2 rRNA genes are annotated in these 5,131 nt (G+C 52.9%); both read left to right on the forward strand.

Annotated features, from left to right (window positions below):
• The first annotated feature begins 79 nt into the window (after positions 1-79).
• Positions 80-1,615, forward strand: a 16S ribosomal RNA gene (locus tag FYJ24_RS12160).
• A 334-nt stretch (positions 1,616-1,949) separates the two neighbouring features.
• Positions 1,950-5,062: ribosomal RNA gene (locus FYJ24_RS12165) — 23S ribosomal RNA — on the forward strand.
• Together the 16S and 23S rRNA genes form the textbook arrangement of a ribosomal RNA operon.
• Positions 5,063-5,131 lie beyond the last annotated feature (69 nt).

Genomic DNA, 5,131 nt, shown 5'->3' on the forward strand with positions numbered 1-5,131 from the left:
GGGGTGTTGTTTGTGAACTTGATAGTGTGTGTCTTTTGACGTTTGTTTTTTTGGTTTTTGGTTGGGGTTTTTCTCTTTTTTGTTGGAGAGTTTGATCCTGGCTCAGGACGAACGCTGGCGGCGTGCTTAACACATGCAAGTCGAACGGACCGCTACCGCTTGCGGTGGTTGGTTAGTGGCGAACGGGTGAGTAACACGTGAGTAATCTGCCCCAGACTTTGGGATAAGCACTCGAAGGGGTGTGTAATACTGGTTATTCTGCATGGGTCGCATGGTCTGTGTGGGAAAGGATTTTTCTGGTTTGGGATGGGCTCGCGGCTTATCAGCTTGTTGGTGGGGTAATGGCTTACCAAGGCTTTGACGGGTAGCCGGCCTGAGAGGGTGACCGGTCACATTGGGACTGAGATACGGCCCAGACTCCTACGGGAGGCAGCAGTGGGGAATATTGCACAATGGGCGAAAGCCTGATGCAGCGACGCCGCGTGAGGGATGAAGGCCTTCGGGTTGTAAACCTTTTTCGCCCTTGAACAAGCCGCGTTTTGTCGTGGTGAGGGTATGGGGTAAAGAAGCACCGGCTAACTACGTGCCAGCAGCCGCGGTAATACGTAGGGTGCGAGCGTTGTCCGGAATTATTGGGCGTAAAGGGCTTGTAGGTGGCGTGTCGCGTCTGTCGTGAAATGTGCTGGCTTAACTGGTGCAGTGCGGTGGGTACGGGCATGCTTGAGTGTGGTAGGGGAGATTGGAATTCCTGGTGTAGCGGTGGAATGCGCAGATATCAGGAAGAACACCGGTGGCGAAGGCGGATCTCTGGGCCATTACTGACGCTGAGGAGCGAAAGCATGGGGAGCGAACAGGATTAGATACCCTGGTAGTCCATGCTGTAAACGTTGGGCACTAGGTGTGGGGACTCGTTAGGGTTTCTGCGCCGTAGCTAACGCATTAAGTGCCCCGCCTGGGGAGTACGGCCGCAAGGCTAAAACTCAAAGGAATTGACGGGGGCCCGCACAAGCGGCGGAGCATGCGGATTAATTCGACGCAACGCGAAGAACCTTACCAAGGCTTGACATATAGCAGAAGCCTCTAGAGATAGAGGTCTCTTTGGACACTGTTATACAGGTGGTGCATGGTTGTCGTCAGCTCGTGTCGTGAGATGTTGGGTTAAGTCCCGCAACGAGCGCAACCCTTGTCCTATGTTGCCAGCACGTTATGGTGGGGACTCATGGGAGACTGCCGGGGTTAACTCGGAGGAAGGTGGGGATGACGTCAAATCATCATGCCCCTTATGTCTTGGGCTTCACGCATGCTACAATGGTCAGTACAGAGGGTTGCGATACCGTGAGGTGGAGCGAATCCCTTAAAGCTGGTCTCAGTTCGGATCGAAGTCTGCAACTCGACTTCGTGAAGGTGGAGTCGCTAGTAATCGCAGATCAGCTACGCTGCGGTGAATACGTTCTCGGGCCTTGTACACACCGCCCGTCACGTCACGAAAGTTGGTAACACCCGAAGCCCATGGCCTAACCCTTTTGGGGGGGAGTGGTCGAAGGTGGGACTGGCGATTGGGACGAAGTCGTAACAAGGTAGCCGTACCGGAAGGTGTGGCTGGATCACCTCCTTTCTAAGGAGCCCCCTTATTGTTTTGCTGCGCCAGGTTGGTGTGGTTGTGTTTGTGGGGCAATGTGTTTTTGTTGTACAAGATAAAGTCCGCCCGGTGTGGGTGGCAGCTCCAACTGTTTGGTATTCAGGGCTTTTGGGTTTTGTTTACTGGCCTTTTTTACTTCGTTTTTTGACACACACTATTGGGTTCACGCTCAACACCTGCACGTTTTTGTGGCGTGTTATGGGGTTGTGTCGTGGGTTGTTGGTGAATTGTATAGTGGTTGTTTGCATCTTTATTTTTGTGTGATTTGAGTTTGCAAGAAATTGTGTTTCTTGTGATTTTTTGTGTTTGTTTTTTAGTTTTTGTGGGCGTTCGGTGGATGCCTTGGTATCAAGAGCTGATGAAGGACGTAGCGGCCTGCGATATGCCTCGGGGAATTGGCGAGCGAGTGTTGATCCGAGGGTGTCCGAATGGGGAAACCCAGTCACAGTTGTGTGTGGCTACCAGCACCTGAGTTTTGTAGGGTGTTGGGGGGAACGAGGGGAAGTGAAACATCTTAGTACCCTCAGGAAAAGATATTCCGTGAGTAGTGGCGAGCGAAAGCGGATGATGGCTAAACCGTGTGTGTGTGATACTCAGCGAGGGTTGCATGTGCGGTGTTGTGGGGCATGTCTTTCACAAGAGTCGCTGCTTTTGTGGGTGGATGCGCGTGTGAGTTGAACAGTCTGGGATGGCTGACCGGAGAGCGTGATAGTCGTGTAAGTGTAAATGCGTGGTGTCTGCTGGGTGTGTGCCCGAGTAGCGCGGGGCTCGTGGAATCCTGCGTGAATCTGCCAAGACCACTTGGTAAGCCTGAATACTTCTTGATAACCGATAGTGTATGAGTACCGTGAGGGAATGGTGAAAAGTACCCCGGGAGGGGAGTGAAATAGTTCCTGAAACCGGGCGCCTTTAAGCCGTCAGAGCCTGCGCCACGTTGTGTGGAGGAGCGGTGATGGCGTGCCTTTTGAAGAATGAGCCTGCGAGTTAGTGGCATGTGGCTTGCTTAACCCGTTGTGGGGTAGGCGTAGCGAAAGCGAGTCTGAATAGGGCGTTTATGGTCGCGTGTTCTAGACCCGAAGCGGAGTGATCTACCCATGGCCAGGTTGAAGCAGTGGTAAGACGCTGTGGAGGACCGCACCCACCTAGGTTGAAAACTGGGGGGATGAGTTGTGGGTAGGGGTGAAAGGCCAATCAAACTCCGTGATAGCTGGTTCTCCCCGAAATGCATTTAGGTGCAGCGTCGTATGTGTCTGGTAGTGGTAGAGCACTGATTGGTTGATGGGCCCGATGGGTTACTGAGATCAGTTAAACTCCGAATGCTATCTAGTCTGAGTACGGCAGTGAGACTGTGGGGGATAAGCTTCATGGTCGAAAGGGAAACAGCCCAGATCATCAGCTAAGGCCCCTAAGTGTGTGCTGAGTGGGAAAGGATGTGGAGTTGCACTGACAACCAGGAGGTTGGCTTAGAAGCAGCCACCCTTGAAAGAGTGCGTAATAGCTCACTGGTCAAGTGATTCCGCGCCGACAATGTAGCGGGGCTGAAGTACACCGCCGAAGCTGTGACAAGAAAACATTTAGTGTTTTGTTGGGTAGGGGAGCGTCCTGCATGAGGTGAAGCTGCCGGGGAACCGTGTGGTGGATTGTGTGGGAGTGAGAATGCAGGCATGAGTAGCGAATGACAGGTGAGAATCCTGTCCGCCGATTGACTAAGGGTTCCAGGGTCAAGCTTATCTTCCCTGGGTTAGTCGGGTCCTAAGGCGAGGCCGACAGGCGTAGTCGATGGATAACCAGTTGATATTCTGGTACCGGTATAAAACCGCCAAACGCTGCTTACAAAGGAAATGGGCCCCACGCGAGCTGGATTACTTTCTTCGGATTGTTTTGTGGCGGACGTGCGGCTTGTGGGTGTTGTTTGTGGTGAGCGTAGTAACAGGGGTGACACAGAGTGGTAGCAGTCGCACACCGATGGTTGTGTGTGTCTAAGCGTGTGGCCTATTCCCTAGGTAAATCCGGGGATGTGTGGGTGAGGCGTGATGGGAATCCATTCATTTGGGTTTGATTGTGAGCCTGTGCTGTCTAGAAAAACCTCGACGTGAGGGTTTATACCGCCCGTACCCTAAACCGACACAGGTAGTCAGGTAGAGTATACCGAGGCGACGAGAGAATCATGGTTAAGGAACTCGGCAAATTGCCCCCGTAACTTCGGAAGAAGGGGGACCCACGAAGCGTGAAACACTCTTTGCAGTGTGATGTGCGTTGGTGGGTCGCAGAGGATAGAGAGAAGCGACTGTTTATCAAAAACATAGGTGTGTGCGAAGCCGTAAGGCGATGTATACGCACTGACGCCTGCCCGGTGCTGGAAGGTTAAGAGGAACGCTCAACAATACTTTGTGTTGTGAAGGTGTGAATTGAAGCCCCAGTAAACGGCGGTGGTAACTATAACCATCCTAAGGTAGCGAAATTCCTTGTCGGGTAAGTTCCGACCTGCACGAATGGCGTAACGACTTCTCTGCTGTCTCAACCATGAACTCGGTGAAATTGCACTACGAGTAAAGATGCTCGTTACGCGCAGAAGGACGGAAAGACCCCGGGACCTTTACTATAGCTTGGTATTGGTGTTCGCTGATGTTTGTGTAGGATAGGTGGGAAACTATGAAGCCGGCACGCCAGTGTTGGTGGAGTTATTGGTGAAATACCACTCTGATATTAGTGTGCATCTAACCTCGAATCCTGATCGGGTTTAGGGACAGTGCCTGGTGGGTAGTTTAACTGGGGCGGTTGCCTCCTAAAAAGTAACGGAGGCGCTCAAAGGTTCCCTCAGCCTGGTTGGTAACCAGGTATCGAGTGTAAGTGTAAAAGGGAGCTTGACTGCGACACAGACATGTGGAGCAGGGACGAAAGTCGGAACTAGTGACCCGGCCATGGCTTGTGGAAGCGTGGTCGCTCAACGGATAAAAGGTACCCCGGGGATAACAGGCTGATCCTGCCCAAGAGTCCATATCGACGGCATGGTTTGGCACCTCGATGTCGGCTCGTCGCATCCTGGGGGTGTAGTCGCTCCCAAGGGTTGGGCTGTTCGCCCATTAAAGCGGTACGCGAGCTGGGTTCAGAACGTCGTGAGACAGTTCGGTCCCTATCCTCTGCGCGCGTAGGAAACTTGAGGAGACCCGCCCCTAGTACGAGAGGACCGGGGTAGACGAACCTCTGGTGTGCCAGTCGTCCTGCCAAGGGCGCCGCTGGTTAGCTACGTTCGGAATGGATAACCGCTGAAAGCATCTAAGCGGGAAGCCATCTCCAAGACCAGGTTTCCAACACACCCAGTGTGTGAAGGCCCCCAGAAGACGACTGGGTAGATAGGCCAGAAGTAGAAGCCCCGCAAGGGGTTCCAAGCTGACTGGTACTAATCGGCCAACACTAAACAACAAACAAAACACGCATAACAACCTGACGCGAACAACCACTATACAACATCACTACCAACCCAACCCCCCC

Source organism: Scrofimicrobium canadense (genome assembly GCF_009696615.1).
Lineage (GTDB): Bacteria > Actinomycetota > Actinomycetes > Actinomycetales > Actinomycetaceae > Scrofimicrobium > Scrofimicrobium canadense.